Source organism: candidate division WOR-3 bacterium (assembly GCA_039801905.1).
GTDB lineage: Bacteria > Hydrothermota > Tepidihabitantia > Tepidihabitantales > JBDRVQ01 > JBDRVQ01.
In genome coordinates this window covers 1-25,417 of record JBDRVQ010000028.1, presented here as the reverse complement: position 1 = coordinate 25,417, position 25,417 = coordinate 1, and the positions used below count along the sequence as shown (strand labels likewise).

Genomic DNA, 25,417 nt, shown 5'->3' with positions numbered 1-25,417 from the left:
CGGTGGTGGGGCTCACTTCAATTTAACCTAAAATAATTAAGTTATTGGAAATGCGAAACTTAAAAGAAAGACCCTTCTTTTAATAGGCGACTTTTATGTCGCCTCATTTCTAAGAAAAACTTTTGTTGACAGAAAAGGCTTTTTCCCTATAATTAGTTTTTATGTTTGGTAAGAGATTTACTTTTCCCGGCGGAATAAAGCCAAAGAGTTATAAGGAGTTAACTAAAAACTGCCCAATTGAGTCTCTCCCGGAACCGAAATCGGTTCTCGTCTTTTTCCACCAAGTAATCCCCACCGGCAGTTCCGCGGTGCCAATTGTGAAACCGGGGGATAAGGTGAAAAAAGGGGAGAAGATTGGCGCCGGGGAAGGCAAAATTTCTTCACCCGTCCATTCACCCATCTCCGGTATCGTTCGGGAGATAAAAGAATTTCCCCATCCCGTCTTAGGAAGGAAGAGTTTAGGTTGTCTCATTGAAAATCTTGGTGATGGGGAAACTGCCCTTTTACCCGAAAACCTCTCACCTTGGGAAAAAATCCGGGAAGCGGGTATTGTCGGAATGGGTGGTGCCGCCTTCCCTACCTATCTTAAACTCAACCCCCCAAAACCGGTTGATACCTTAATCATCAACGGCTGCGAATGTGAACCTTATCTCACTGGTGATTTCCGAGTGATGGTGGAATATCCCGAAGAAGTCCTTTTAGGGGCGAAGGTGATGGCGGAAATCTTAAAGGCAAAGAAGGTGATTATCGCCATTGAAGAAGACCGAAAGGAGGCGATTGAAAGTATCGGTTCAAAAATCAAAAGCCAAAATTCGGAAATTAAATTTCAATTGGTAATCTCCCATGCCAAATATCCCTTAGGTGGGGAGAAACAACTGATTAAAGCAACCTTAAAGAGGGAAGTCCCTTCCGGAAAAATCCCTTATGAAGTTGGGGTTTGTGTCCAGAATGTCCAGACCACCTTTGCGGTTTACGAAGCGGTCTTTTGTAATAAGCCTCTTTACGAACGGGTAGTTACGGTCTCCGGGGATGGGATTAATAAACCGAAAAATTTAAGGGTAAAGATTGGCACCGAGATAAAAGAGATTATTGATTTCTGTGGGGGGATGAAAGATGGCGTAGAGAAGATAATTTTTGGTGGTCCTTTAATGGGAATTGCCGTCCCTTCCCCTTCCACCCCCACCTTAAAGGCAACTACCGGTATCCTCCTCTTTACCCGAAAGAAGGAAGAGCCAGCAAGGGATTGTATAAGATGCGGCCGGTGCGTCTCGGTTTGTCCGATGCATCTTCTTCCAAGTATCCTCTACCAAATGATAAAGAACGAAGAGTTTGCTAAGGCAAAAGAAGAAGGCCTTTTGGATTGTATTGAATGTGGTTGCTGTGCCTACACTTGTCCGGCAAAGATTGGTCTGGTTGAGAGTTTTAAGATGGCGAAGGCTTATGGAAAATAAGATAACTGTTTCCTTTTCCCCGCACATCCGAGATCGGGTGAATGTTGAATACTTGATGTTTTCAGTGGTAGTTGCTTTAATCCCGGCTTTAATCGGCTCCGTCTATTTCTTTGGCATCCGGGCTTTAATTATTATTATTCTATCTTCCCTCTCCTCCCTCCTTTTTGAGGGCTTGGCGCAAAAGGCTTTCGGCCGGAAGATAACGATTGGGGATGGGAGCGCCCTCATCACCGGTCTCCTTTTAGCCTTCAATCTGCCCCCGAATGTCCCCTATTTTATCCCAATCATCGGCAGCGCCTTTGCCATAATTATTGTCAAACAGTTTTTTGGCGGTTTAGGCTATAATTTTATCAACCCCGCCTTAGCCGCCCGGGCATTTTTGGTTGTGAGTTGGCCCAGTTTTATGACCAAAGGTTTTCTGCCACCCCGTTTTGGTAGCCTCTCCGGAATTGATGGCATCACCCAGGCAACTCCCCTCACCCTCTTAAAAGATACCCGCTTAATGAATCCTACCGCCTACCCAAAACTCGTTTCCCAATTCTCTTCACTCCCGGTCTTAAAAAATCTCTTCTTCGGTTCGGTTGGTGGTTCCTTGGGGGAAACCTCAGCCTTTCTCTTACTCCTCGGAGGGGTCTTCTTACTCATCAACCGGGTGATTGATTATCGGATTCCCTTATCCTACTTGGCAACCGTCTTTTTCATATCCCTCTTCCATAAGATTTTCTTTCAAAATGCGGTCTCACCCTTATTCCATCTCTTTTCCGGTGGGTTAATCTTAGGGGCTTTCTTTATGGCGACCGATTATGTGACAATCCCGATCACCCCGAAGGGAAGGGTAATCTTTGGTATTGGTTGCGGCATCCTCACGATGCTCATCAGACTTTTCGGTGGTTATCCAGAAGGTGTCTGTTATTCAATCCTTTTTATGAATGTCCTCACCCCTTTTATTGAACGCTACACCAAACCGAGGATTTATGGCCGATAGGATAAAACCAATCGTCGTCTTAGGAATAGTCTGTCTTGTCTCCGCCTATCTTTTGGGGAAGGTTTATTCCGTGACCCAAAAGAAGATTGAAGAGGAGAAAGCATTGGCACTTTCTTCTGCCCTCTCTTTTGTCTTACCCAATGCGGTAAGATTTGAAAAGGTAGAGGAAAATTTATGGTTGGGATATAATGAGGGGAGAGAGAAGGTTGGGTTAGTCTTCCAAACTTTCCCCCGCGGTTATGGCGGTCCGATTGGTATCCTCTGCGGTATTGATACCAGTGGTCAGGTTGTGGGAATAAGAATTGCCGGTCCGAGTGAAGGCTTTAAGGAGACACCGGGTTTGGGCTCAAAGATTCGGGAGGATAAGTTCCTTTCCCAATTTATCGGGAAGGGAAGGGAAAGGATTAGATTGCAGAGCGAAGGTGGAGAGATTGCCGCGGTGACCGCCGCCACTATCTCCTCCCGAGCGGTCTGTGAGGGGATTAGAGAAGGGATAAGGATTTATGAGGAATATCTTAAATGATTAAGAGAGGACCTTCCCGTTTTGATTACCTTCTCAGTGGTATCATCAAAGAGAATCCGATTCTCATTTTGATGATCGGCCTCTGCCCCACTCTGGCAACCTCCCTTTCCGCTCGGGATGCCTTAGGTATGGGTTTGGCAACATCCTTTGTCATCATCGGATCTAACATCTTCGTCTCCCTCATCCGGAAGATGGTGAAAGAAGAGGTTCGCATTCCGGTATTTATCATCATCATCTCAACCTTCGTCACAATCGTTGACTATCTTCTCCAGGCTTACGAACCGGGTCTTTATCGGGTCTTAGGGGTATTTGTCCCTTTAATTGTGGTCAATTGTATCGTTTTGGGAAGGGCAGAAGCATTCGCCTACCATCACGGGGTGATTGATTCCTTTCTTGATGGCTTGGGAAAGAGTTTGGGTTTCATCTTGGTGATCTTCATTATGGGCGCCATCAGAGAATTCTTAAGCGCGGGGACATTTTTCGGTAAACCAATTGGCATCTCCTTCTTCGTAAATAACGGCATCCTCTTTATGATCTTTCCACCCGGCGGGTTTTTACTGATTGGGATTTTAAAGGCTCTGGTCAATAAATATATTAAAAGGGAAAAGAGATGAACCCGTTAAAGATTTTCATCGCCAGTTTCTTAGTGAATAATATCGTCTTAATGCGGTATATTGGCCTCTGTCCCTTCTTTGGCGTCTCCACCCGGTTTTCTACCTCCTTCGGGATGGGGATGGCGGTGATCTTTGTTATGACCTTAGCCACCTTTGTCACCTTCATTTTGTATCACCTCCTCCTTTTACCCTTAAATCTCATCTTTTTGCGCACCGCGGTCTTCATCTTAGTGATTGCCTCCTTAGTGCAATTTGTGGAAATGTTTCTCAAAAAGAGTTTTCGGGCTCTTTATTCCGCCTTGGGAATTTATCTCCCCTTAATCACTACCAACTGCGCAATTCTCGCTTGCACCTTTTTGGTGATTAACTATCAATATAATTTATTACAGGCTTTGCTCTTTGCCTTAGGCACCGGGCTCGGCTTTATGTTTGTCATACTCATCTTCGCCGCCATCCGGGAAAAATTGGACTACGCCCCAATCTCTCCGGCGTTTAAGGGTTATACGATTGCCTTCATCGCCGCTGCCTTGGTCTCCTTAGGTTTTATGGGATTCATTGGCCTCTTCGGTATTTCCCTATGAGTAATTTAGTTCTGAGTGGTCTTTTCGTCCTTGGTGGTTTGGGCTTCTTAATGGGGATGATTTTAGTTTTGGCGGCAACTCGTTTCCGGGTTCGGGTTGATGAGAGACTAAAGGAGATTCTAAACCTTCTCCCCAATGCCAATTGCGGGGGATGTGGTTTCCCGGGGTGTGCCGCCTTCGCGGAAAGGCTATTAGAGGGGGGAGTTAGTTTATCCCTGTGTTCCGTATTGGGGGAAGAGAACCGGGTAAAAATTGCCGAAATTTTGGGAAGGGAAGAGATTCTTCCGGAGAAGAAGATTGCGGTCTTAGTCTGCCAGGGGGGTAAAAAAGAGTGTGCCAGAAAGTTTTTTCTGCGGGGAAAGAGAGATTGCCGTTCGGTTGCCCTTCTCCATTCCGGTGATAAGAGATGCGATTTTGCCTGTTTGGGTTATGGACATTGCGTAAAAGTCTGCCCTTTCGGAGCAATCCGGATGGGAGAAAATGAGTTGCCAATCATTGATGAGGAGAAATGCACCGGCTGCGGAATTTGCGTTCGGGAATGCCCGAAGCAGGTTTTAAGACTCATTCCCAAAACGAAACTGGTCTATTTAGCCTGCGTCTCAACGAATAAGGGAAGGGAGGTAAGGGAGGTCTGTCGGGTCGGTTGTTTTGCCTGCGGGATTTGTATTAAGGCCTGCCCTTATAATGCTTTGCACCTGGAGAATAATTTACCCGTGATGGACTTTTCCCTCTGCACCGATTGTGGTATCTGTGTCCATAAGTGCCCAACGAAATCCTATGTTGACCGGGCAAAGGCTCGTCCCTACGCCATGATCTCTACCGCCTGTGATGGTTGTGGGGAGTGTGTGAAGGTCTGTCAGTTTCAAGCGATTGAAGGGAAAATCGGGGAGCGGCATAAGGTAATTATTGAAAAATGTATCGGTTGTGGAGAGTGTTTTAAGGTCTGCCCGATTAAAGCGATAACGATGGTCGGGGCTTTAGGTTACGCCTACAAGTGACGGCGTGCCGTTCAACATCTAAATAGTCAACTGTAAACTTAATAAAGTCGCGTAAATTCTTGCGCTGGAGGGCGGAGAATAAAATTTCCCTCTCTTTGAGAGGCGATAAGGTAAATTCCGGATAGGCGGCAAGATATAGATTGACCAAGTGGTAAAAACACTCTTGGCAAGCCCTTTCGGACAAGGGAGAGAGGGGGATACTCTTTTTGATAATCTGACGAATTCGGTTGGAGATACTGCCATCAGGGAGAGGGGTCATCGCGATGGTGAGGAGGAGATAGGAATTTTTGTAAATGTAAGGGGTGGGGCGCATCCCATTATGGAGATGGTTGGGTGTTATCTTCTTCCATTCCGGAAGGTTGAGGCTGGTGTGAATGAGACCTTCTAAAAAAGAGAGTCCGGCGAGGAAAGAATGGGTATCCCAAAGGTGGGCAACGGTTTCCGCCTCATCCAGTAAAAGGACGAGACCAGAAAATTTTAACTCCCGTGCCATGTAAGAAATCCCGGAAAGGAGATAGCAATAGAAATCAACCGCGGTGGAAAAATCGTAAAGGGCGGGGATTTTATAACTTCCCTTTATCCGGTAAAATTTATTTTCTATCGCGTATTCCTTCGTTGACTCCCCTTCTACCCATTGCCACCACACCTCCGCTTTAAGACCATCCTCTTCCAACTTCTTTAAGGAAGAGAGGAGGGGGGTAAAGTAGATATGATCTTTAATATCCAAACCGCTCGCCCGACGGAGAAAATCGCGAAAACCTCCTTCCCTTTCCCCTTCTAAGAAACGGAGGTTGTGGATGATCTCCCGATAGACCTTCTTCGGTCGGGCAAGAGAAACCTCCCTTGGGTCAAGTTCCACTCGGCTCACTAAGAAACCGTCTTTTAAGGCGATATGGTAGAAGTATTCTAAGAGGTGGGTCTTGCCGGAGCCGTATTCCCCCTCTATTAAGAGACAATCTCCTGTTCCCTTCTTTAACTTTTCTATCGCTTTCTTAAATTGAGAAATCTCTTCCTCCCGGCCGAAGGTGAAATCTTCAATATCCCGCCTCGGGACAATCCCCAGCCGGAAGGCTTCCGTCATCCGCCGGGCGGATATCTGGTCAATCTTCTCCTCTCGGAGGGGACCAAAAAAGAAGAGCCTCTCCTTTCTGATCCAGAGTTTGAGGCCGGTCCGAAACTTCACTAAAAACTCCTGCCCCCGAAACCTTTCCGCCAAAACCTCCCCTTCCCCAAAGACGGGATGGGAGCAGGTTGAACCGCGATTATCCATTAAAACTCTTCCTTCTCCACCTCTTCCTTCTCCTTCTCTGCTAACTCCTTCTGGTGGAGATGGAGGATCTCTTTAATCTCCTTTTCGCTCAGAGGCTTTCCGGGATTTTCTTTCAGTCGGTAGAAAGCCTCAATGAGGGCTAAGATGAATAAGCGCCGATAACTAACATCAAAGAGATAGGAAGAGAGGCAATTTTTGATAAGGAGGTTTAGGGTCTTCTCAAGATCGGCCGGAGAAAAGGAGAAGGAGTAGGCATAGGAAAAGATCTCTGCTAACTTCTTCCCCAATCTCTCTAAGAATACCTCCGGCGGCACATCCAAATCCTCCAAATTAATTCTTGCCCCCGAGGGATTAGTTTTGGTGAAGGAACTTCTGAGCCTCTGCTTTAATGCTTCATAAACCCCACCCGTTCCGTCTAAGAGTGGTTCCTCGTTGGGGACCGCATAAAAGACCATCACTCCGGGGAGACGGGCATTGCCACATTCATCAATAATCTGCCGGAGGTTATCTAAGGCGCGCCTCTTATCCTTAGAAGAGGAGATGGAAATTCCCCTTTCCGCTTCGTCAAAGAGGAGGATGAGACCGGAATAACCAATCGCTACTACCCACTGGGCGAGACTGCGTATCATCCGGAAGGCGTTGGTCTTTTCCACCTTCTCCGAAATCCGAAATCGCATCTTCACCTCCCGCGGAATCTCTTCCCCTTTTAAGTATTGAATGAAGGTGGCATAACCTTCCTCGTCATTAGTGGCATAAGCCTGAAAAGCCGCCTTCACCGCATTAGAAAAACTACTACTCTCCGTAGCGGGGAGATTTTTCAAATACTCATTAACCACCAGAGGGGAATCCGCTTCCTTCGTCTGATTCTTAAATTCGTAATACCAACTTTTAATAAAGAAGTCAATCCCTTTGGGAAGGGGTTTTAATAAATCCTCCTCTTTCAGGGGCGGCATCAAGTTCAAGATCACCTGCCGGTAGACCAACTCCAATTTATCAAAAGGACACTCCACTGGGGAGAGGGCGACATAAGAACAGACATAATTATTCTTGAAGGCGAGATTGCGCACCAGATAGAGGAAATGGGTCTTACCACCACCGTAGTTGCCGACCACCATCTTGAAGGAAGAGAGGCGGAATTTAAGGAGGGAGGTGAGGTATTCCTCTTCAATTACCTTCAAATATTTATCCAAACCGATGGTGAAAAATTCTAATCCGAATTCCGGTGGTGTGCCGGAGGAGCCGAGTTTATTAATTATCGCCTTTGCATACTCCTTTGGGATTGGAAGCATTGTCTTTATTATAAGAAGATATTTTCTTTAAGTCAATGGAGATGTTTTATCCTCCAAAATCAATTTCACAAATTCCTCCACCAAACCTTCTGCCCTTACCTTCCTCACCACCTTCCCCTTCTTAAAGATAAGGCCGCTATCTTTGCCGCAGGCAATCCCAAAATCGGCTTGGCTTGCCTCCCCCGGTCCGTTCACTTCACAACCCATCACCGCAATCCGCAATCCGGCCAAGGCGGGTTTCGTCCTTTTCAGTTCCCTTTTTACCGCCTGGGCAATTTTTATCAAGTTTACCTGACACCGGCCGCAAGTCGGGCAGGTGATAAAAATTGGTTTTTTCTTTCTTAACCCCAAACCCTGTAAGATTTCGTAAGCCGCCTCCACCTCCCAGACCGCATCACCGGTTAAAGAGACCCTTAGGGTATCCCCAATCCCTTTTAGGAGAAGGGGGGCAAAGGAAAGGGCGGTTCTGATGCCACCTTCAAATGGTAAGCCGGCTTCGGTCAAGCCCAAATGTAAGGGATAAGGATAATCTTTTGAAATTTTCTCGTAGATGGCAATCGTCGCCATTGGAGATGGAGTTTTGGCGGAGATGACGATGGAGGAGAAATGATTCCGCTCCAAAAGGGAGACGGTCTTTTCCAAAAGGGAAAATAGCCTCTCCCGCCGGTAAGAGCGAAAAGAACCGGTATTTAAGCCAATGCGAATGGGAATTCCTTTATCCCTTGCCCAAAGGCAAATCTCTTTCAATTGCCATTTTTCTTTGATATTCGCCGGATTTATCCTTATCTTATCCAGTCCCTTTTTTATCCCTTCAATTGCCAGACGGTAGTCAAAATGGAAATCACCAACTAAGGGAACTTTTGACCTCTCTTTTAACTTTGGAATTACTTCTATATCTTCAAAATCCTTAAAGGCCAACCGGATTATTTCACAGCCGGCTATCTCCAACCGCCTAATCTCTTTTAATACCTTTTGCCAATTACTGGTCTTTGTTTTGGTCATTGACTGGACGGCAATCGGGTGGAGATTACCAATTTTTACAGAACCAATTTTTACCTCTCTTGTCTTCTTCCTTTTAATCACTAACCCTTCTTATCTCCGCCCCTAAGGAATTTAACTTTTCTTCCAATCTTTCATAACCGCGGTCTAAATGATAAATCCTTGAGACAATTGTCTCCCCCTTTGCCACAAGACCCGCTAAGACTAAACTGGCGGAAGCACGCAAATCCGAAGCCATCACCGGTGCCCCACTCAGTTCTTTTATGCCTTCCACAATTGCGATATTATCATTCACCGTAATCTTTGCCCCAAAACGTTGGAGTTCAACCGCATGGGTGAGACGGTCTTCAAAAATTGTTTCGGTGATCACGCTTTTGCCATTGGCGATAGTCAAGAGTGCCATAAACTGCGCCTGCATATCCGTCGGGAAACCGGGATAGGGGGCGGTGGTGATATTTACCCCTAATAAATCTTTCTCTCTTTTTATCCTAATCTCTCCTTTCCCTTCTTCCACCTCCACCCCGCATTCCCTTAACTTCTCTAAGACCGCCGTCAGATGTTCGGGTAGGCAATTTTTAATTCTTACCTCGCCGCCGGTGATGGCACAGGCGCAGGCAAGGGTTCCCGCTTCAATCCGGTCGGGAATTGGTTGGTATTCAACCCCGGAAAGACCTTTTACCCCTTCAATCTCAATCCTGGGCGTGCCTGCACCTTTTATCTTCGCCCCCATTTTGCTTAAAAAGTTTGCCAAATCAACAATCTCCGGTTCGCAAGCGGCACCCTCAATCACAGTTTTCCCTTCCGCTAAAACCGCCGCCATTAGGACATTGGCGGTTGCCCCGACCGAAGGACCCCGGTTTCCCATCAGAAAAATCTCTTCCCCTTTTAACCCCTTCGTCTCTCCGACTACATAACCCTCTTCCACTTTCAGATTGGCACCCAGGGCTGAGAGACCTTTTAAGTGTAAATCAACCGGTCGGGGACCAATGGTGCACCCACCGGGTAGAGAGACCTTCGCCCTTTTGTATTTTACCAGAAGGGGACCTAAAACAAAGAAACTGGCTCTCATCTTGCGCACAATCTCATAGTCAGCGATGAGATTATTAATTCCTTTTGGGTCAATAATTAAATCTTTCCCTTCCCTTTTCACTAAACAACCGAAGGAAGATAAGAGGGTGGACATCGTCCTCACATCCATCAAATCCGGAACATTTTTCAACCTTACTTCACTATCGGCAAGGATTGAGGCAGCCATCAGCGGTAAAACCGCATTCTTGGCGGAGGCGACCACCACTTCTCCTTTCAATCTCTTTCCCCCTTTAATTAGAAACTTATCCATCAGGCACCAAATTTTTTTAACTTTAGGGAATGGGCTAAAAGGAGAGGCATTACCTTGGTTGCTGGAAAGATTCCCAAACTACCTTTTGCACAATTCCTTTCGGTAAATTTTCTAAAACCATCCGGAAGGGTAAAAGGGGAAAATAAAAGAAAGGGATTGGGATGCCAGGAATGGGATCTTAAGAGGGAAGGGGTGGAATGATCGGAAGTTATGCTTAAGACATCAAATTCCATCTTTAAGATTTCGGGAAGGATTTTATCAAATTTCTCAATCGCCTTCACTTTTCCAGAGAAGTCACCATCTTCCCCTCTCATATCCGTTTCTTTGAAGTGGAGATAGAAGAAGTCAAATTTATCTCTATTCTCTTTTAGGGTTTCCACCTCTTTTCCCTCTTCGGTTGCTAACACTTCCATTCCCAAAAGTTTGGCAATTCCCTTATACATCGGATAGACAGCGATACAAGCCGGATTTAATTTAAATCTCTCTAAAAAAGAAGGTATCTTTGGCTTTTTACTATAACCACGAAGAAGGATATAATTTGCCTTATTCTCTTTTTTTAAGACCTCTTCTGCTTTCCTAACCAATTCCTTTAAGAGAAAAGCGGTAAATTTTGCTTCTTTATTATCTTTATCTTTCGCCTTTATCTCCTTAACCGGCAAATTATCTTTCAGGGGGTCATTCTCTTCCACTTCGGGAGAGAGATTTTCTCCCCGCAAGACGATAACAAACCGGTGTTCTTTTCCGGGCTCAATTATCACCTTTACCTTTTTTATCTCTTTTATCTCTTTTTGGAGTTTTTTACACAATTCCCGATTCTTTTCATCCGGAGAGACATTATATCCCTTTAATCTTTTTGCCCGACGGTCGGTTATTATATCTTTCTCTTTTGTGGCGAAGTTTGCCCTGATACATAGGTCTTCGTATCCAATATCTAAACCAACCCCTAAGGCTTCCATCACCCCCCGGCCAATCTCGTATTGGGATGGGTCATAACCAAAAAGGGCAAGATGAGCAGAGCCCGAACCCGGAGTAATACCATAATCAATCGGAATCGTTAAACCCAAAGAACTCCTTTTTGTCAAAAAATCAAGGTTTGGGGTATGAGCACTTTCCAATTCGGTTTTTCCCAGCGGCAAGCCACCAAGGCCATCAAGGACCACTAAAAGAATCTTCTTACTATTCTTGATAATAAGTTCCTCTATCCTTTTATTCATTTTAATTTTATAAATTTCTTAACCCCCTTTTTCTCCCGAAGGAAATATATCCCTGGGGGAAGATTTCCTTCTTTTATCCTCTGGCCGAAGATATTATAAAAGGTGAAATTATCCCATTTCCCATCTCCCTTATTGCTTACTCTCTCTTCCTTCATCCCAACTAAGATTGGTTCCGCTAAGGAAGCAAGGGTGGCTAAGGTTGCCTTCACCACCTCCGTGACGAAGTTTAGGTCATTAAAACCCGCGCCGATCGTATCCCCGGTTGTATGGTAGTAAGGGTTAAAAAGGTTTAAGTTCTCCCGCAGGTGAATTGCGATATAACCATAACGATTAAAGGAGGCATGGTCAGAACGGGGACGGTCAATCACCTGGCGTTGACACTTTAAGTTGGTATAGGCCTGGGCACACTGGATAAAGTAATCAACCAGAGGGGCACAATTGGGATTACTTGGTTTACCAATCACCGAGCAGGAATCGCGGTTGGGTAAGGTATAGGCAAACATATCGCCATTCAGACAGGCGATGATACTATCATAATGCAAATTCCTTGCCTGATAGCAATAGGCTTCACTACCTAAAAGTCCTTCTTCTTCTCCGGAGAAGGCGATAAACCTTATGTTATGTTGGAAGTGATAATCCTTTAAGATTCTCGCTACTTCCAAAACCAAGGCGGTGCCACTCCCATTATCATCAGCACCCGGGGCAAATTCTTGGGGACTACCGGAATAACTATCAAAATGAGCGCAAAGGACAAGATAGACACTTTCCGGCTCCTGCCCCCTTTTTATCCCAATCACATTGGGAGCAAAATCAGAGCGAAAAGAATGGAAATAGACCGAATCCAAATTATAATCCCGAAACCTATCTTTAATAAAATTGGCACAGGCAAATGCCGAATCGGTGGAGGAGTATCTCGTTCGGAAGTTCTGTAACCTTTGGACAAAAGAGAGAATAGTATCAGAAGAGACCTTATTCACCATCTCCTGAATCAAGGAGTCGGCTCTCGTTTTTGGGGCTTGCCATCCATCTGGGGAAAATTTTATTGGGGTAAAGGGAATTTTATAGACCCCTTCGGGAAGGCGGGGATAAAAATGGATATCCTCCAACCCCTTCGCCCGGATTAAGAAAAATCCTTCTCTCTCTAAGATTATTTCTCCACCAGTAATTACCACCGGCTTCCAAACCAAAAAATAGTTTTCTCCTTCGCGGAGAGAATCTAAAATCTTATAACTAATTCCCTCTTCTCTCATTAGAGAAGTTGCCTCCTTGTTACCAATTACTAAAACCAAATCTTTTTCTTCTAAAATAATTTTAATTACCTCTTCTTCCCCGCCAGGAAGTGGCGCTCGCCTCGGGCGAAGTCTCGCTTTGCGGAAGGTATCGCCTGCGGCGGATAAAAGGGATAAATCTTTCCTTTTCACTTCCATTAAAAAATCTTTATTGGCAATCGCCAGAAGAAAAATTATTAGGTGAGTCATTTAACTGAGAATGATAAATTTCTGCCAACTCCTATCTTTCTCATTATAAAAAAGGTAAATACCCGGGCTAAGAAATTTTGGCAGATTTATCTTCCGGCCGCTGGCATCAAAAATGGGAAATTGCTCTTGGGTTAATCTTCTTATCACCATTGTCTTCCAATTTCTCTTCTCACCTCTTCTCTTATCTTCCCAATTAATTCCCAAACGACCGGCAAAGAGTTTGGCGTGACGCGCGGAGTCAAATAATCCCCAATAGGGTTGGGTTCCTCCCCTTTTCCAGAACTGGTCAAATGCCTCAAAGAAGAAGCAGAAAGGAAGACTTTCGGCAAAAAGGGAGTCTAAAGAACGGAAGAAGAGATCTTGATAAATCTCATTTGCCCAAACCCGATGGTGCAAACTTTCGCTATTCGTGGGCCAACCCGCCTCTCTAATCCTCACCGGCTTCTGCCCGGCAATAATTCTTAGACTATCAAACTTCCCTTTTACCCAACGGGCACCAAGGCTTGGGTCACGGATACCATTATCCGTAGGGTTGATAATGGGAAAGAGAAAATCACAATTGCGTAAGAGCCAAGCTCTATAAGGGAGTGAATCGTACACCTTCCAATGTTCGGCGGTCGTTACCGGCTTACGAGTGACTTGGCGAATCGTATCCATCGCCCAACGCAAGTAATTGGTATCATTGATGGAAGGGGGAAGCCTATGGAAAAATAGAACTTCATTGCCGACACAGTAGGCATCGGCAAAGTTTTGAGCAGAAATTGCCCATTTAATCCCTTCTCGGTTATTTACCATATTACTATCAATCCAAATGCCAACAATCACCTCGGAAAAACCGAGCCTTTTCGCATAACGGGCTACCCGGTGCAAAGAATCAAGTGTGCCATAAGTAGCAATGCCCACAAAATTATGCCAACTTAAAGTGCGTAAATCCTGCCAAACTAAACTGCTCTCCGCCACTAAGCCCGGTTGCCAGTTATAAGAAGGGGAATAGGCGACCCAATGGTTAATAACAGGATTGGCAAAGAGAAATAAAGGGAGGAAAATGAGGAAGGTGGCAACTTTCATTTAACTTATTATACTATAATTTATGGGAAAGTCAAACGAGATATTCAAATTATTAAGCCCTTATTTATTATTCCGATTAGTCTCTCAATTAGACCTTCGTTTATTATCCCAATTAGGGTTCTTATTACGCCTCAGATTAGGTCTCTAATTAACCACCCAATTACCATCCCTATCTGTCTTTATATTAGAGCCTCTATTAGAACTTATATTATCCCCTTAATTAAACCTTCTATTAGGCTCCTTACTAAACCCCTATTTAGACCCCGGATACCATCCCCTGTATGCTACACCCCTTTTTATAAAAATAGACCCCTCCCCTTTTGGAAAGAAAATAGTTTTCTCTAATTATTCAGTTTGGTTTAATTATAAGGTAATTCCCGAAAATGTCAACTCTGCCATTGACCTCACCCAAAACAACAAAAAGGAGAAAGAAAAAAACCGGCTTGGGAAAAGAGGTCTCTTAATCCCAAAACCGTTTAACACCATAAAGTGAAAAAATTCACTTGCAAAACTTTAACTATTGGTTATAATGAGGGATATGAATATCTTAGACCTCTTTTTTTCTCCGACTCGTTACTTTCTTAAATTGAGAGAGAAACCAATCTGGCTATTACCCCTCATCCTCATCCTGATCAGCGCCCTCCTCCAATCTTTTGTTGCTACCCGCTATGTGAAATTTGATGAAATCATTACAAAAATGAGGGAACGGGGAATGACTGAGGAGCAGATAGAAAGGGTGAAGAACTTCTATCAGAGCCCAAAGGCATTGGTTCTCACTTCCTTTTCTGTCATCTTCACCACCTTCATCGCTCTCTTCCTCCTCTCCCTCCTCTTAAATTTTGCCTTACCTCTTTTGGGGAAGGAAGGGATCTTCTTAAAGACCTTTTCGGTCGTGGTAAATGCCGGATTGGTTAGTGCCTTAGGCAATCTTCTCCGCTCCCTCCTGATTCTAATCAAGAAGAGCCCGTTTGTCGCCACCAACCTCTCTTTAATCCTTCCCCAAAATTTAAAAAAGACCTTCCTCTTTTCCCTCTTCTCTCAATTAGATATCTTCCTTATTTACCAATTCGCCCTGATTGGCCTGGGGCTCACTCTTATCTACGAATTGAAGGGAAAGAAGGGATATTATCTTCCTTTTAGCCTCTACTCCCTTTGGGTAATTCTTATCGCTTTCCTTTCCCTCCGGGGAAGATGACAAACTGCCCCTTCTTTCTCCTCTTCTGGCTATCTCTTTTTAGCCCCTCCGATACCGTTAAGTTATCCCTCTCTTCGGCTATCAACTTCGCCTTTCGCAAAAGTCCGTATCGGTGGCAGGAGAAGTATCATCAGAGGGCGGTTTATCAAAGGGTATTAGAACCTATAGAAAGGATCTTACCTTCCCCTTTTTTCAATTTGGGTTATAGCAAATGGGAAACGGAGAGAGTAGGGATAGAGAGAAGGGGTAAATCTTACCAAGGGGAGATTGGCTTAATCCAACCCCTTTTCTCTATTGACCTTTTTTTGGGTCTCGCCGGTATTGGCTATGGGACGAGATTGGAAAAGGCGAATCTCCGTTGGAGTAGGGCGAAATTGAAGTATCTTACGACCAGTGCCTATTATAACCTTCTCAAGGCGCAGGAGGTTTACCGGATAAAAAGAGAAGAGGTCTTAAAGAGGGAGAGTCTATTCTCTTTCAGTAAAGAGATGTTCCGCCTTAATAAAAGCGGTAGGATTGACCTCCTCCGCAGTGAGAATGAACTCTATCAGGCGCGGTTGGAGGAAAGCAGTGCCCAGAAAGACCTTCTCTTCGCCCAAGAGAACTTAAAGAGGATAATCGGTTGGGAAGGGAATCAATTTTTCTGGGCAACGGAGGAGTTAACCCCTCCGGATTCCTTCACCCTGGACTTTTCTCATTTCTGGGAGAACTTATTAAGGAAAAATCCGGAATTGAAAGTGGCTACCGAGGGAAGGAATTGGGCGCGGCTTTCTTATTACTCATCCCTTTTTGCCTTCCTCCCCTCCCTTTCCCTCACCCTCTCCTCTCGCTATTCCGATTCCCTCTCCTTCCCAAAAGGGATAAAGGAATGGCAGACGGAGGATGAATTAAGCCTCTCCCTCTCTCTCACTTTCCCATTTCTTGACCTCCCTAACTATTCCCTTTCCCAATTGGCAAAATCCCAAGAGAAAAATCGGCAAGAAGGGCAGTGGAAAGAAACCTGGCTCTCCCTTTACCAATCCGCCCATAATGCCTACCTCTCCTTAAAATTGGCATTTTCCCGTTATCTCTCCGCAAAAAAGAATTTGGAATTGGCGGAGGAGATGTTCCGGTTGGCAGAGGAGGAGAGGCGATTGGGCCGGCTCTCCTATCTTGACTTTCTGGATATCACAACCAAATATGAGACCGCCCACCAGATTTATATTTCCAGTATTGTAGAGATTAGAGAGGCGGAGGCAGAGATGGAATACCTTTTAGGGGGAGAAGAATGAAGAAGAGAATCTGGATCCTTATTGGTTTAATTTTTCTCATTTTGGTCATCATCCTCAATTTTACCAATCGGGAAGAAGGAAAAGAGGTGGAGACCACTAAGGTCTCCTATGCACCTCTCGTCTCTACGGTGAGTGGGGATGGCCTGCTCCGAGCAAAAAGTCAGGTGAACATCTCCTCTCAGGTGATGGGAAAAGTGGAGAGGCTTTATGTTCAAGAAGGAGACTGGGTGAAGAAGGGGCAATTGCTTTGCCTCTTGGAAAGAAAATCCTATGAGGCACAATACGAACTGGCAAAGGCGCGCTTGGAACAAGCCCGGGCGCAATTGATAAGAAGTGAATCCTTATTCCAAAAGAATTTCTTATCCCAAGAGGAATACGAAAGGGTCTTAACCGAATATCAGGTGGCGGCGGCAAATTTTAAGGACGCCCAAGACCGCTACGAGAAGACAGAGATTCACTCCCCAATCAACGGCAAGGTGGTGAAGTTAAATATAGAAGAAGGGGAGACAGTAATCATCGGTACGATGAATAATCCAGGAACCGTCCTGATGGTGATTGCCGATCTATCAAAAATGGTGGCGGTGATTGAGGTTTCGGAAAGGGATGTGGTGGATATAAAATTGGGTAATAAGGCGGAGATAGAGTTGGAGGCTCTGCCCGAGCGGAAGTTTTCCGGGGAAGTCGTTAAGGTCGGCTGTATGCCTGTGACGCGCCAATTGGGTGAGGAGAAGGCTCAAACCTTTGAGGTGGAAATTGAGATTACTGATACCTCTTCCCTTTTAAGACCAGGAATGACCGCCCACGCCAAAATTGAGACCAATCGGAAAGAGAAGGCTTTGGTTATTCCTATCTCCGCGGTGGGGAAAAGGAAGATTGGCTCCGAAGAGAAAGATGGCGTTTTTCGGGTGGAAAAAGGGCGGGCAAAAATTGTTCCGGTTAAGACAGGTCTCTTCGGCGAGACAGAAGTGGAAATTACTGAAGGGTTAAAGGAAGGGGAATTAGTCATCACCGGACCCTATCGCATCCTCGCCCATCTGCGAGACGGGGAACTGGTGAAAGTGAAATGAATAATGACTCTCTCTTGAGATTGGAGGGGGTGAAAAAAATTTACTCTACGGGGAAAGTGAGCGTTACCGCTTTACGTTCCGTCTCCCTGCGGGTAGAAGAGGGGGAATATATCGCCATTATGGGTCCTTCGGGTTCAGGAAAATCAACCCTCTTACACATTATTGGATTTTTGGATACTCCAAGTGAAGGGAAGTATTACTTTAAGGGGAGGGATGTCTCAAACCTCTCGGATGAGGAATTAGCCCGGATGCGAAATAAAGAGGTTGGCTTCGTCTTCCAGACCTTTAACCTCCTTCCCCGATACAATGCCCTCCAGAATGTGGAATTACCCCTAATCTATGCTGGAGAAAGTCGGGAGAGAAGAAGGAAGAAGGCACTCGCTATCTTAGAAAGAGTTGGCCTGCGCGACCGGGTTAACCACCGTCCGAACGAACTCTCCGGTGGCGAAACGCAGAGGGTGGCGATTGCCCGTGCCTTAGTCACCAATCCTTCCCTTCTCTTGGCAGACGAACCAACCGGAAATTTAGACTCCCAGTCCGGAAAAGAGATTATGGACCTCTTCTCCGAATTGGCGGCAGAGAAAAGGACCATCATTCTTGTGACCCATGACCCGAACATCGCCCAAAGGGCGAAGAGGCAGTTATTATTAGTTGACGGCGAGATTAAATGAAATTTTGGGAATATCTAAAACTCTCCTTCGCCACCTTCCGCACCCATAAACTCCGTTCCTTCCTTACCACTTTGGGGATTATCATTGGGGTGATGACGGTGATCGCCATCATCTCCCTCATCCAGGGTCTAAATAGGACGGTTGAGCAACAGATTCAATCCTTAGGGGCTAACAGCATTTACATCCAGAAGGTGAGTTGGGGAACCGGCCGGATTGACTTTGAAGAGATCCAGAAGAGAAGGGATTTAACATTAGAAGATGGTTACGCTATTGCCCAATTACCATCCGTTTATAAAGTCTCTCCCCTCCGGAGCCACATCCTTTCCAGTATCACTTACCAAGGGAATAAGTATAAAATGGCGGAGATTATCGGCTCCAATCCCGACCTCCAATATACCGCCAATTATTCGGTGAGTATCGGTCGCTTCCTTCAAGACGACGACTATAAGAGGGCGCGGAAGGTCTGTTGCCTTGGGCAAGAGATTGCGGAAAACCTCTTTCCCAATACCAACCCCATCGGGAAAAGGCTAAATATCCTCGGGCATCCGTTTCTGATAATTGGCATTTTGGCGAAAAAGGGGAGTTTTTTGGGCCAAACCCAGGACAATGTAATAATCATTCCCCTCACCACTTATGAACAAATCTTTAAGAAACCGACCGGCAGCGCGGCTATTTTCCGGGGTCTTTCCCTCGTGGCGATTCCGCGGAGCGGAAAAGAGATGGAAAAGGCAATTGACGAGATCCGGGAGTTGCTCCGGCGCCGGCGCCGTCTGCGGAGTGACCAACCGGATGACTTTGGGATTAATACCCAAGAGACCCTGCGTACTATCTACCGCAATATCACCAATGTCGCCTTTCTGGTGATGATTGGGGTAGCGGGAATTTCCCTTCTGGTCGGAGGGATTGGTATTATGAATATTATGCTGGTGGCGGTGGCGGAGCGGACAAGGGAGATTGGTTTGCGCAAGGCGCTTGGTGCCACCAATCGGATAATTCTTTTCCAATTCCTTTTGGAATCTTCTACCCTCTCCTTTATCGGTGGCGTGATTGGGGTGATTATTGGCATCGGAATTGCCAAACTGGTTCAAGTCTTTGCCAAAATTCCCGCCGCCGCTCCTTTCTGGACAATAGTTTTGGGTTTTGGTTTTTCCGTGGGCGTGGGAATTTTCTTCGGTATCTATCCGGCCAACCGCGCCGCCAAATTGAATCCCATCGCCGCCTTAAGATACGAATGAGAAATCATCATTTGAGAAATTGTAAAGTGAGAAAGAGTATTGAACCGGAGAGGAGGGGAACAGAAAGGTTATCATCAACATTTAAGGGTAATAGTTCCACCAATGTCCCTATCCCCGCGCCGAGGAATATTAAACCGATAGGCAAAGCAACACCCGAAGTGAAGAGGAGATAACCGAAGAGTAAAGAACCTAAGAAATGGGCGAATGTCCCTTCCATTGTCTTATTAAAGAATTTATGCCGACCATAAGCGAGACCGAAGATTTTGGCGAAGAAATCGCCAAAGATGAGAAAGGAGATGGCAAAGACGGCAATCCGATTTTCAAAAAGTAAAAAGGTTAAAAAAGAACCCAAAAGGAAGATGGTCATAGAAGAAACGCGTCTTGCCTCCTTCTCCTTCAAAAGGATGAAGAGTCTTTTCATATCCCTAACAAAAAATCTATCCACCCTTTCGTGAAGAATCCGGATTAAGTCAAAGAGAAAAAAAAGAAATAAGGTAGCGCCGATTAAGAGGAGTAAAGTCTTTTTTGGTAGGAAGAAAGAGAAGAGGACAAAAGAGAATCCTGCCGGTCGAATAAATGTCCGCCAGAAAGGGAATTGGGAATAGAGCGCCTTATCAATTTTTATCAATTGGAAACGGATGATATTAACGATGGCGATAATTAAAAGATAAAGATTGATCAGAAGGGTAGTGAAGGTAGTCCAGTTGAGACCGCCTCTCAAAATCAAGAGATAGGAAAATAAAGGGAGGACGATAATGGAAAGGACCTCTTGGGTTTTGGTGATGAAGAATACGAAGAGGACGGTAATTAATAAGATTACTAAATCCCAGATGGGGAAAAAGGTTCTCTTATTAATAAAGATTTGGTAGAGGTTAAATAAGAGAATTCCGGTAAGGGTCGCCGCCCCTTGACCACCCCGGAAATGGAGATACCAAGGGAAGATGTGCCCCAAAACGGAAGCAAAACCACTGAGATAGGCGATAAAGGGGGAGACATTAAATATCCTCTCGGCGATGATGATGGAGATAATCCCTTTTAGGGTATCATAGATGGCGGTAGGAATGGCGGGTAAAATTCCCAACTGGCGTCTCACATTAGTTGTGCCGGCATTTTTTGTTCCGACTTCCCTTATATCAATACCTTTTATTATCCGACCAAAGAAATAAGCGGGTAAGATTGAGCCCAAAAGGTAACCAACAACTATTGGTAGGATATTCCTTAGCAATTGTCCAATTTACTCCTTCTTCCCTTTATCCCTACCTTTCACCAACCAGAGATAAACCAACCAAAAGATTATGGAGAAGAGAAAAAAAATTAAAGCGAGATAAAAGAAACCCAATACGCCAAATTGGAAAAAGGAGAAGGGAGAAAAACGAAGGGGCATCTGAGCAAAAAGGGAAGAGTAAGAAATGAGAATTAAAGAAAGATGCCGCATAATTCCCCCTTCGGAAAAAGAGTTTTCACTGACCAGTTTAACCAATCCCTCCCTTTTGTCAACCATCCGAATCTCATTTAAGTGAGTTGACAAAAAGATTTTATCTATTATCATTAGTAGTGATAAGAGAGAAGCGTCGGCTATTTAAAGAGAGGAGGTATTTCTTCCCATTTCGTTTACTCCTCCTCTTAACCTTAGCCGCTTTCGCTATTATCTTTTATTTTATAATCCGATTTTTTTTAAGGATATGAGGAGGGAAGATGAGGAAACTTCACTTTAATTATAAAGATGTATTTACTGCCTGTCGGCTTGGTTTTTCCGCCAAAAAGATGTGGATGATGTTTTTAGGACTACTTTTCGCTTTTCTCTTCTATATCGTCTTCGGTTACCTCGCCCATCTTTCTGCTGGTATACCTTTTTCTGAAATCTGGAAGGAGAGTCGGCTCTGTCCATCTCTTCCTCTTAATTCTCCCTTTTACTCCTATCTCCTCTGGGCTTTGGGGGTTTTCCTTTTTCTCGTCACACTCGGTAAGACAGGAACCGCCATCAGTAAGGTTACTTATGAGCAACTGCGGGGCGAAGATTTCTATGAGATAAAAGAAAGTTTTCGCTACGCCAAGAAGAATTTCAAGAGTTGGTTTTTCTCCCCTATTCTGATCGTCCTCTTCATCTTGGTAATTGTTATCTGCGGCCTCATCTTAGGCCTTTTAACAAAAATCCCTTATGTCGGAGAATTGATTTTAGCCATCTTTTCCTTACCCGCCTTTGCCGCCAGCCTCTTTATTGTCTATCTGGGCATAGTCTTTATCTTCACCCTAATCCTCGCTCCGGCGATCGTGGGTGTGACAAAGAATGATATTTTTGATACCCTCTTTGAGGTCTTCTCTTCCTTAAACGAACAACCCTGGCGCTTGGTTATCTATACGATACTCCTCGGGATATTAAAATTGGTTGGGGTAGTAGTTTTAGGCTTCTTCACCATTCTGGCAACCCGGGTTGGTATCGCCATTCTTAATTTACTCGTGAGAGGCAAAATGGAAGAAGTTCTCTCTAATGCCTCCTATTTTATCCGGTTGACGCCACCCGAATTTCTTCCCAATTGGTTCAAAATTGGACACCTAAGCCTATTAAACCTCTTCGGCATTGATTATTTATCATCCCCCGGGATTTACTTCAACCCCTCAAATGTGACGCTGGGGATCGCCTCGGTCGTCTTTGCCCTTCTCTTTTACTTTCTGGTCCTCTTCGTCCTCTCTTATGGAGGAGCAATCTGGTTTTCCGGAACGACTCTCATCTATCTCGTTTTGGTGAAAAAGAAAGATGACCGGAATCTTTTGGAGATAAAAGAGGAGGAGATAAGGGAAGAAGAAAAGGAGCCCGTGGCTTCGCCCCGAGGCGAGGAGGAAAAAGGGGAAACAGGTATGGAAACCGGTTAAAATTCATTTTTTGGCAAAATATGGATGTGAGTGAATATTTTCTTTTGGATAAGGTGCGGATTGATGACCTTAGGGATTTGGGGGGAGAAGTAATCCTTGTCCCCTTAAAGGAAGGTGTCAATTACCGAGTTGCCTTGGAGGTATTGAGTAGAGACCTTGCCCATTTCATCCAAAAGGAGTTGGGTAAGGGCTATACCGCAACTAAAATTGGCTATCAGGATGAGTGGTTGGTAAGGGAACCCGGACATCAATCTTACGGTCTGAAATTATATTACGAGGCGGGAAAGATTATCATCACCCGGGTGGCAATCTTGGAGGATGAAGAAATTTTCCGCCGCTACTGCCATCACCTAAAAAACCTGGGCCAATCCCCATCCGAAGGAAAAGATTGGGAAGAGGAAAAACTTATCTAATTCCCCAATTTTAAATCGGAAACGGATGAAGGTTAAAGAGCTGGGAGAAGTGAAGGTGATTTCGGCGCTTAAGAAATTGGTAAAGAGAAGGCGCCGAGAAGTTTTATTAGGAATCGGTGATGATTCCTGCCTCTTAAAAAATGGGGAGATTTTGACCACGGACTCCTTTTTGGCAGGGGTCCATTTTGACCTACGCTATTTTGACTATCGGACCTTAGGGGAAAGAATAACCTGTGCTACCCTTTCCGATATCGCGGCGATGGCGGGAAAGCCGATTCTAATTTTGGTCTCGTTATACCTCCCCAGAGAGATGGAGAGGAAGGAGTTACTATCCCTCTATCAAGGGATTGAGAATATTTGCCGGAGATATAACTGCCAAGTGGCGGGTGGTGACATCGTTGCCTCTCCTAAGTTAGGAATCACCCTCACCGCTTTGGGAAAGAGCGATAAAGCCGTGAGAAGAGATTCCGCCCGTGTTGGCGATAAAGTCTTCCTCACCGGTTACTTAGGAATGGCGGAAACGGGGAGGATTGCTCTGGCGCAAGGGCTATCCCGGAAAGAGTATCCGAAAACAATCGTCCGCCATCTCCGTCCCCTCCCCAGGATCTTTGAAGCCTGGCAGATGAGGAAAAAACTAAATTCCCTAATTGATACCTCGGATGGGCTCTCAACCGACCTCAACCATCTCGCCCGGGAGAGCAAGGTGAAGATAAAAATCTTTTGGGAAAAATTACCCATTCATAAAGAGACAAAGCGTTTAGCCAAAAGACTTAAAATTGACTTAAAGGATTTCCTCTTCTCCGCAGGAGAAGATTTTGAACTCCTCTTCACAAGCGATAAAGAGATACCAAAGGAGATAAGAGGGTTGAAGATTGCGGAAATTGGGAAGTGCGAAAAAGGGAGGGGGGTCTTCTTTATTAAAGAGGGGAAAGAATATCCGCTGCCACCTACTGGTTATGACCACTTGACGGCAGAGAATAATCTCTTATAATGAAATCTGGAGAAAATATGCTAAAAGAAAAAGTTGAGAAGGTGATTGACGAAAAGATTAAACCCTATCTGGCTGCTGAGGGTGGTGATATTCAACTCATAGAGGTAAAAGATGATGGGGTAGTTAAGGTCTCCTTAAAAGGAATCTGCGCGACCTGTCCGATGGCAATTTTCACCCTGAAAGGCTTTGTGGAAAAGGTATTAAAGAAAGAGATAGCGGAAGTGAAAGAGGTGATTACCGAAGAGGAACCGATAAAGTGAAATAATATTAGCCCGGGTGGTGGAATTGGCAGACACATACGTTTGAGGGGCGTAGGCCGCAAGGCGTGCGGGTTCAAATCCCGCCCCGGGCATTTCTTTTTGAAAAATAGAAACGGGGTCAAAGAGTTAAAACAGGTAATTAACTTCTCCTATTCTCCATATTCTAATTTCAAGGTGGGGGCTTTAATTAAAGCGAAATCCAATAGGACATTCACCGGGGTAAATATTGAAAATGCCTCCTATGGTTTAACAATCTGTGCCGAAAGGGTAGCCTTATTTAAGGCGCTTAGTGAAGGGGAGAGAGATTTTAAAACCCTTCTCGTTTATACCCCAACTAAAAATTTCACCTATCCCTGTGGTGCCTGCTTACAGGTATTAAGGGAACATTGTCGGGAATTGAAAATTATTCTTTTGAATAAAGATGGGAAAAAGAAATTTTTACGCCTCTCCCAACTTTTGCCCAAACCTTTTCTGGGTAGCAGAAGAGTTAAGACTTAATCTCCTTTATCTTCTCCCTTAGGGTTGGCAAAAGTTTCATCACATCACCAACAATCCCGTAATGGGCAACCGAGAAGATGGGTGCCTCCGGGTCTTTATTCACGGCAATGATCGTCTCCGCATCCTTCATCCCCGAGACGTGCTGGAAGGCGCCAGAAATGCCTAAGGCGATATAAACCTTCGGTTTTATCGTCTTGCCGGAAGAACCAATCAATCTTTCTTTCGGTAGCCAACCGAAGTCAATGATCGGCCGCGAACAACCGATCACCGCACCAATCTCCTTAGCAAATTCCTCAACTAAGGGTAAATTATCTTTACTCTTTATCCCCCGACCAACACCAACTACGATATTAGCCTTTGTGATATCAACCGCTCCGGCTTCCGCTTCCTTATAACCCAAAATCTCAGTTTTATAAACCCCCTTTTTCTCTGCCCAGTGAGTGACTCGGCCGGCTTTTGTCCTCCCCTCTCCTCTTACCTTAAAAGAACCGCTGCGGATGCTCAGGATCACATCTTCCTTAGGGGAAGTGAGAGTGGAAATAATCTTACCACCATAGATTTCCCGATGAAAAAGGATTTGGGAGTCAACAATTTCGTAACCGGTGCAATCCGGAATTAGTCCGTAGCCCGCCTTAGCGGCTAAATAGGAACCAATCTCCACCCCAAAGGCGGTATTGCCGATGATAATGTATTTCGGCTTTCGCTCTTGGATTAAAGAAAGGAGGTTTTCGTTATAAATTTCCGAGTTTGGCTTCTTAAAGATGGGGTCAGAAATAAATATTACCTCATCCACCCAGTTGGTAACTTCACCTAAAAGAGTTTCGTCTTCGGCGAAAAGGACCGCGCTGAGGGGGAGGGAGAATTTCTCACTCAACTCCTTCCCTAAGGTGAAGACCTCAAGGGTGATATCCTTTAACTTTCCCCCCTCGTTTTCAACCAAAGAGAGAACCTCTTTCATATTAACCCCCTCTCCTTAATCAATTGGGCAACCCTTTCCGAAATCTCATCTGGACTACCAACGAGAAACTCCGCCTTTGCTTCCCGGATCGGCTTTGCGAAACGGACAATTTCTAAACCGGCATTATTTTTAATATCCTCCTCGGTAATTTTCAAAGAAGTTAAATCATAGACCTTAA

General features: G+C 45.0%; 27 protein-coding genes and 1 tRNA gene. 17 read left to right on the top strand and 11 right to left on the bottom strand.

Annotated elements, in window-relative coordinates; translation table 11 throughout:
- Nucleotides 1-161 precede the first annotated feature (161 nt).
- Genes rsxC through ABIL00_06255 form a run of 6 tightly spaced genes read left to right on the top strand, consistent with a single transcriptional unit; the run spans nt 162 to nt 5,152 of the window.
- Nucleotides 162-1,451 (top strand): electron transport complex subunit RsxC, encoded by a 1,290-nt coding sequence (rsxC, locus tag ABIL00_06280; protein MEO0110362.1) that lies wholly within the window; start codon nt 162-164, stop codon nt 1,449-1,451.
- The gene (locus tag ABIL00_06275) at nt 1,441-2,436 is read left to right on the top strand and encodes an RnfABCDGE type electron transport complex subunit D (protein ID MEO0110361.1); all 996 of its coding nucleotides are present in this window, start codon (nt 1,441-1,443) and stop codon (nt 2,434-2,436) included. The genes rsxC and ABIL00_06275 overlap by 11 nt, the downstream gene beginning before the upstream one ends.
- Nucleotides 2,426-2,959 (top strand): RnfABCDGE type electron transport complex subunit G, encoded by a 534-nt coding sequence (locus tag ABIL00_06270; GenBank protein ID MEO0110360.1) that lies wholly within the window; start codon nt 2,426-2,428, stop codon nt 2,957-2,959. The genes ABIL00_06275 and ABIL00_06270 overlap by 11 nt, the downstream gene beginning before the upstream one ends.
- Nucleotides 2,956-3,573: an electron transport complex subunit E gene (locus ABIL00_06265; protein MEO0110359.1), complete on the top strand. Its 618-nt coding sequence runs from the start codon at nt 2,956-2,958 to the stop codon at nt 3,571-3,573. The genes ABIL00_06270 and ABIL00_06265 overlap by 4 nt, the downstream gene beginning before the upstream one ends.
- Nucleotides 3,570-4,154 carry an RnfABCDGE type electron transport complex subunit A gene (locus ABIL00_06260; GenBank protein MEO0110358.1) on the top strand — a complete coding sequence of 195 codons (585 nt, stop codon included), beginning with the start codon at nt 3,570-3,572 and terminating at the stop codon, nt 4,152-4,154. The genes ABIL00_06265 and ABIL00_06260 overlap by 4 nt, the downstream gene beginning before the upstream one ends.
- Nucleotides 4,151-5,152, top strand: coding sequence for a 4Fe-4S binding protein (locus ABIL00_06255; protein ID MEO0110357.1), 1,002 nt, complete (start codon nt 4,151-4,153; stop codon nt 5,150-5,152). The genes ABIL00_06260 and ABIL00_06255 overlap by 4 nt, the downstream gene beginning before the upstream one ends.
- Here the strand turns inward: ABIL00_06255 and ABIL00_06250 are convergent.
- From ABIL00_06250 to ABIL00_06220, 7 genes are read right to left on the bottom strand one after another with little or no spacing between them, the layout of a single operon-like run.
- On the bottom strand, nt 5,106-6,422 hold the full coding sequence (locus ABIL00_06250) for a BREX system ATP-binding domain-containing protein (protein MEO0110356.1): 1,317 nt from the start codon (nt 6,420-6,422) through the stop codon (nt 5,106-5,108). The two genes, ABIL00_06255 and ABIL00_06250, sit on opposite strands and share 47 nt — an antisense overlap.
- Nucleotides 6,422-7,711: a BREX system ATP-binding domain-containing protein gene (locus ABIL00_06245; protein MEO0110355.1), complete on the bottom strand. Its 1,290-nt coding sequence runs from the start codon at nt 7,709-7,711 to the stop codon at nt 6,422-6,424. Before ABIL00_06245 ends, ABIL00_06250 begins: the two co-directional genes overlap by 1 nt.
- Nucleotides 7,712-7,738: 27 nt before the next feature.
- Nucleotides 7,739-8,794 (bottom strand): flavodoxin-dependent (E)-4-hydroxy-3-methylbut-2-enyl-diphosphate synthase, encoded by a 1,056-nt coding sequence (gene ispG, locus ABIL00_06240; GenBank protein ID MEO0110354.1) that lies wholly within the window; start codon nt 8,792-8,794, stop codon nt 7,739-7,741.
- On the bottom strand, nt 8,787-10,049 hold the full coding sequence (murA, locus tag ABIL00_06235; GenBank protein ID MEO0110353.1) for a UDP-N-acetylglucosamine 1-carboxyvinyltransferase: 1,263 nt from the start codon (nt 10,047-10,049) through the stop codon (nt 8,787-8,789). The genes ispG and murA overlap by 8 nt, the downstream gene beginning before the upstream one ends.
- Nucleotides 10,049-11,263 (bottom strand): 2,3-bisphosphoglycerate-independent phosphoglycerate mutase, encoded by a 1,215-nt coding sequence (locus ABIL00_06230; protein MEO0110352.1) that lies wholly within the window; start codon nt 11,261-11,263, stop codon nt 10,049-10,051. Before ABIL00_06230 ends, murA begins: the two co-directional genes overlap by 1 nt.
- Entirely contained in the window at nt 11,260-12,741 is a 1,482-nt protein-coding gene (locus ABIL00_06225) for a M28 family metallopeptidase (protein ID MEO0110351.1), read from the bottom strand. Before ABIL00_06225 ends, ABIL00_06230 begins: the two co-directional genes overlap by 4 nt.
- Nucleotides 12,742-13,809, bottom strand: coding sequence for a hypothetical protein (locus tag ABIL00_06220; GenBank protein MEO0110350.1), 1,068 nt, complete (start codon nt 13,807-13,809; stop codon nt 12,742-12,744).
- Between the two features lie 538 nt (nt 13,810-14,347).
- Between ABIL00_06220 and ABIL00_06215 the strand changes: the two genes are divergently transcribed.
- From ABIL00_06215 to ABIL00_06195, 5 genes are read left to right on the top strand one after another with little or no spacing between them, the layout of a single operon-like run.
- Nucleotides 14,348-15,004 (top strand): YIP1 family protein, encoded by a 657-nt coding sequence (locus tag ABIL00_06215; protein MEO0110349.1) that lies wholly within the window; start codon nt 14,348-14,350, stop codon nt 15,002-15,004.
- On the top strand, nt 14,962-16,275 hold the full coding sequence (locus ABIL00_06210) for a TolC family protein (GenBank protein ID MEO0110348.1): 1,314 nt from the start codon (nt 14,962-14,964) through the stop codon (nt 16,273-16,275). The genes ABIL00_06215 and ABIL00_06210 overlap by 43 nt, the downstream gene beginning before the upstream one ends.
- A complete protein-coding gene (locus tag ABIL00_06205) occupies nt 16,272-17,342 on the top strand; it encodes an efflux RND transporter periplasmic adaptor subunit (GenBank protein ID MEO0110347.1) in 1,071 nt (356 codons plus the stop codon). The genes ABIL00_06210 and ABIL00_06205 overlap by 4 nt, the downstream gene beginning before the upstream one ends.
- Entirely contained in the window at nt 17,339-18,013 is a 675-nt protein-coding gene (locus ABIL00_06200; GenBank protein MEO0110346.1) for an ABC transporter ATP-binding protein, read from the top strand. The genes ABIL00_06205 and ABIL00_06200 overlap by 4 nt, the downstream gene beginning before the upstream one ends.
- The gene (locus ABIL00_06195) at nt 18,010-19,248 is read left to right on the top strand and encodes an ABC transporter permease (GenBank protein ID MEO0110345.1); all 1,239 of its coding nucleotides are present in this window, start codon (nt 18,010-18,012) and stop codon (nt 19,246-19,248) included. The genes ABIL00_06200 and ABIL00_06195 overlap by 4 nt, the downstream gene beginning before the upstream one ends.
- Before the next feature lie 7 nt (nt 19,249-19,255).
- Here the strand turns inward: ABIL00_06195 and ABIL00_06190 are convergent, their stop codons facing one another.
- Nucleotides 19,256-20,473 (bottom strand): glycerol-3-phosphate acyltransferase, encoded by a 1,218-nt coding sequence (locus ABIL00_06190; protein MEO0110344.1) that lies wholly within the window; start codon nt 20,471-20,473, stop codon nt 19,256-19,258.
- Nucleotides 20,474-20,482: 9 nt separating this feature from the next.
- Nucleotides 20,483-20,797: a hypothetical protein gene (locus ABIL00_06185; GenBank protein ID MEO0110343.1), complete on the bottom strand. Its 315-nt coding sequence runs from the start codon at nt 20,795-20,797 to the stop codon at nt 20,483-20,485.
- Between the two features lie 146 nt (nt 20,798-20,943).
- On the opposite strand from ABIL00_06185, the gene ABIL00_06180 reads away from it, so the two are divergent.
- From ABIL00_06180 to cdd, 6 genes are all read left to right on the top strand, one after another.
- Nucleotides 20,944-22,119: a hypothetical protein gene (locus tag ABIL00_06180; protein ID MEO0110342.1), complete on the top strand. Its 1,176-nt coding sequence runs from the start codon at nt 20,944-20,946 to the stop codon at nt 22,117-22,119.
- Between the two features lie 20 nt (nt 22,120-22,139).
- On the top strand, nt 22,140-22,532 hold the full coding sequence (locus tag ABIL00_06175; protein ID MEO0110341.1) for a hypothetical protein: 393 nt from the start codon (nt 22,140-22,142) through the stop codon (nt 22,530-22,532).
- A gap of 25 nt (nt 22,533-22,557) precedes the next feature.
- Nucleotides 22,558-23,523, top strand: coding sequence for a thiamine-phosphate kinase (thiL, locus tag ABIL00_06170; protein MEO0110340.1), 966 nt, complete (start codon nt 22,558-22,560; stop codon nt 23,521-23,523).
- A gap of 17 nt (nt 23,524-23,540) precedes the next feature.
- Nucleotides 23,541-23,783, top strand: a complete 243-nt coding sequence (locus ABIL00_06165) for a NifU family protein (GenBank protein MEO0110339.1) — start codon at nt 23,541-23,543, stop codon at nt 23,781-23,783.
- Between the two features lie 10 nt (nt 23,784-23,793).
- Nucleotides 23,794-23,875 (top strand) — tRNA-Leu (locus ABIL00_06160).
- Nucleotides 23,876-23,882: 7 nt separating this feature from the next.
- Nucleotides 23,883-24,281 (top strand): cytidine deaminase, encoded by a 399-nt coding sequence (gene cdd, locus ABIL00_06155; GenBank protein MEO0110338.1) that lies wholly within the window; start codon nt 23,883-23,885, stop codon nt 24,279-24,281.
- Here cdd and ABIL00_06150 read toward each other — a convergent pair.
- Both ABIL00_06150 and ABIL00_06145 read right to left on the bottom strand, forming a co-directional pair.
- The gene (locus ABIL00_06150) at nt 24,271-25,239 is read right to left on the bottom strand and encodes an electron transfer flavoprotein subunit alpha/FixB family protein (protein ID MEO0110337.1); all 969 of its coding nucleotides are present in this window, start codon (nt 25,237-25,239) and stop codon (nt 24,271-24,273) included. The two genes, cdd and ABIL00_06150, sit on opposite strands and share 11 nt — an antisense overlap.
- Nucleotides 25,236-25,417: hypothetical protein (locus tag ABIL00_06145; protein MEO0110336.1), on the bottom strand; the 182-nt coding region annotated here is incomplete at its 5' end. The genes ABIL00_06150 and ABIL00_06145, both read right to left, overlap by 4 nt.

Excerpts from the sequence above, each read along its gene's own strand:
- rsxC (MEO0110362.1), top strand. The coding sequence starts at position 162 with ATGTTTGGTAAGAGATTTACTTTTCCCGGCGGAATAAAGCCAAAGAGT.
- ABIL00_06275 (MEO0110361.1), top strand. The coding sequence starts at position 1,441 with ATGGAAAATAAGATAACTGTTTCCTTTTCCCCGCACATCCGAGATCGG.
- ABIL00_06270 (MEO0110360.1), top strand. The coding sequence starts at position 2,426 with ATGGCCGATAGGATAAAACCAATCGTCGTCTTAGGAATAGTCTGTCTT.
- ABIL00_06265 (MEO0110359.1), top strand. The coding sequence starts at position 2,956 with ATGATTAAGAGAGGACCTTCCCGTTTTGATTACCTTCTCAGTGGTATC.
- ABIL00_06260 (MEO0110358.1), top strand. The coding sequence starts at position 3,570 with ATGAACCCGTTAAAGATTTTCATCGCCAGTTTCTTAGTGAATAATATC.
- ABIL00_06255 (MEO0110357.1), top strand. The coding sequence starts at position 4,151 with ATGAGTAATTTAGTTCTGAGTGGTCTTTTCGTCCTTGGTGGTTTGGGC.
- ABIL00_06250 (MEO0110356.1), bottom strand. The coding sequence starts at position 6,422 with ATGGATAATCGCGGTTCAACCTGCTCCCATCCCGTCTTTGGGGAAGGG.
- ABIL00_06245 (MEO0110355.1), bottom strand. The coding sequence starts at position 7,711 with ATGCTTCCAATCCCAAAGGAGTATGCAAAGGCGATAATTAATAAACTC.
- murA (MEO0110353.1), bottom strand. The coding sequence starts at position 10,049 with ATGGATAAGTTTCTAATTAAAGGGGGAAAGAGATTGAAAGGAGAAGTG.
- ABIL00_06230 (MEO0110352.1), bottom strand. The coding sequence starts at position 11,263 with ATGAATAAAAGGATAGAGGAACTTATTATCAAGAATAGTAAGAAGATT.
- ABIL00_06225 (MEO0110351.1), bottom strand. The coding sequence starts at position 12,741 with ATGACTCACCTAATAATTTTTCTTCTGGCGATTGCCAATAAAGATTTT.
- ABIL00_06220 (MEO0110350.1), bottom strand. The coding sequence starts at position 13,809 with ATGAAAGTTGCCACCTTCCTCATTTTCCTCCCTTTATTTCTCTTTGCC.
- ABIL00_06215 (MEO0110349.1), top strand. The coding sequence starts at position 14,348 with ATGAATATCTTAGACCTCTTTTTTTCTCCGACTCGTTACTTTCTTAAA.
- ABIL00_06205 (MEO0110347.1), top strand. The coding sequence starts at position 16,272 with ATGAAGAAGAGAATCTGGATCCTTATTGGTTTAATTTTTCTCATTTTG.
- ABIL00_06200 (MEO0110346.1), top strand. The coding sequence starts at position 17,339 with ATGAATAATGACTCTCTCTTGAGATTGGAGGGGGTGAAAAAAATTTAC.
- ABIL00_06195 (MEO0110345.1), top strand. The coding sequence starts at position 18,010 with ATGAAATTTTGGGAATATCTAAAACTCTCCTTCGCCACCTTCCGCACC.
- ABIL00_06185 (MEO0110343.1), bottom strand. The coding sequence starts at position 20,797 with ATGATAATAGATAAAATCTTTTTGTCAACTCACTTAAATGAGATTCGG.
- ABIL00_06180 (MEO0110342.1), top strand. The coding sequence starts at position 20,944 with ATGAGGAAACTTCACTTTAATTATAAAGATGTATTTACTGCCTGTCGG.
- ABIL00_06175 (MEO0110341.1), top strand. The coding sequence starts at position 22,140 with ATGGATGTGAGTGAATATTTTCTTTTGGATAAGGTGCGGATTGATGAC.
- thiL (MEO0110340.1), top strand. The coding sequence starts at position 22,558 with ATGAAGGTTAAAGAGCTGGGAGAAGTGAAGGTGATTTCGGCGCTTAAG.
- ABIL00_06165 (MEO0110339.1), top strand. The coding sequence starts at position 23,541 with ATGCTAAAAGAAAAAGTTGAGAAGGTGATTGACGAAAAGATTAAACCC.
- ABIL00_06150 (MEO0110337.1), bottom strand. The coding sequence starts at position 25,239 with ATGAAAGAGGTTCTCTCTTTGGTTGAAAACGAGGGGGGAAAGTTAAAG.